This window comes from Pseudonocardia acidicola (genome assembly GCF_012911935.1).
GTDB lineage: Bacteria > Actinomycetota > Actinomycetes > Mycobacteriales > Pseudonocardiaceae > Pseudonocardia > Pseudonocardia acidicola.
Map to the genome: position 1 here is coordinate 1 of NZ_JAAXLA010000161.1, position 1,434 is coordinate 1,434.

The window sequence follows — 1,434 nt, forward strand, 5'->3', positions numbered from 1 at the left end:
GGCTGCGTCCCCGGAGGTGGTGTACGAGTCCCTCGCTGGTGAGCGGCGTGGCGTCGTGACGTGAGACGGCCACCGCGTGATCTTGATGAGTACCGACCAAGGAACTCACCGAGAGGATCACGACGATGGCCGCACCGCACAGTATCGAGGCCGCGGAGTTGTTGGAGCAGCACCTGCAGGGCGCGTCGCCGGATCTGCTGCGGCAGATGATTGCTTCGCTGGCGAACGCGATGATGTCTGCGCAGGCCGATCAGGCCTGCGGCGCTGGCTACGGCGAACGCAGCAGCGAGCGCACGAACCGGCGCAACGGCTACCGGGTCCGGGAGTGGGACACCCGCGCGGGCACCGTCGAGCTCGCGGTCCCGAAGCTGCGCGAGGGCTCCTACTTCCCGGACTGGCTGCTGACCCATCGCCGGCGCGCCGAACAGGCCCTGGTCACCGTCGTCGCCACGGCCTACCTGCTCGGGGTGTCGACCCGGCGGGTGGAGCGGCTGGCCGAGCAACTCGGGGTGAAGTCGCTGTCGCGCTCGCAGGTCAGCGAGATGGCCGCCCACCTCGACGCCCAGGTCACCGCGTTCCGCGAGCGGCCCCTCGACCAAGGCCCCTACACGTTCGTCTGGGTCGACGCGCTCACCGTCAAGGTCCGCGAGGACGGCCGTGTCGTGAACGTGCACGCCCTGGTCGCGACCGGGGTGAACGCCGACGGGCACCGCGAGATCCTCGGGTTGGACGTCGCCAGCGCGGAGGACGGCGCGGGCTGGTTGGCGTTCCTGCGCGGGCTGGTCGCGCGCGGGCTGTCCGGGGTCCAGCTCGTGACCAGTGATGCCCATCCCGGCCTGGTCGCGGCGATCGGCTCCGCGCTGCCCGGTGCGGCCTGGCAGCGGTGTCGCACCCACTACCTGCGCAACCTGCTCACGAAGGTGGCCCGCTCCGCGCAGCCGCACGTGGCCACCCAGGTGCGCACCATCTTCGACCAGGCCGACGCCGACGCCGTCACCGCGCAGTACGACCGCGTGATCGACGCCCTCGAGGGCAAGTATCGCGAGGCGGCCGAGCACCTCGACGCCGCCCGACACGAGTTGCTCGCGTTCACGAGCTATCCGCGCGAGATCTGGCGCCAGATCTGGAGCAACAACCCGCAGGAACGCCTGAACAAAGAGATCCGCCGCCGCACCGACGTGGTCGGGATCTTCCCCGACCGCGGCGCGCTGATCCGCCTCGTCGGCGCCGTCCTGGCCGAGCAGAGCGACGAGTGGACCGAAGGCCGCCGCTACATGGGCCTGGAACTGCTGGCCAAGTCCCGCATCCGCATCGTCACCGCACAGCCCGCCTCGGCCGACGGCGAGCCGACCACGCCAACCGAGGCACTGACCGCATAAACTCAACCAAGATCACGCGGAGTCGATCTCATACACCAGCTCCGCGGACGTGGCC

At 70.3% G+C, this 1,434-nt stretch carries 1 protein-coding gene; it reads left to right on the forward strand.

Annotated elements, in window-relative coordinates; all coding sequences use genetic code 11:
* The first annotated feature begins 125 nt into the window (after positions 1-125).
* Positions 126-1,379, forward strand: a complete 1,254-nt coding sequence (locus tag HF526_RS34395) for an IS256 family transposase (RefSeq protein WP_169385825.1) — start codon at positions 126-128, stop codon at positions 1,377-1,379.
* Positions 1,380-1,434: the final 55 nt, after the last annotated feature.

Coding starts and splice junctions, on each gene's coding strand:
- HF526_RS34395 (WP_169385825.1), top strand. CDS start 126: ATGGCCGCACCGCACAGTATCGAGGCCGCGGAGTTGTTGGAGCAGCAC.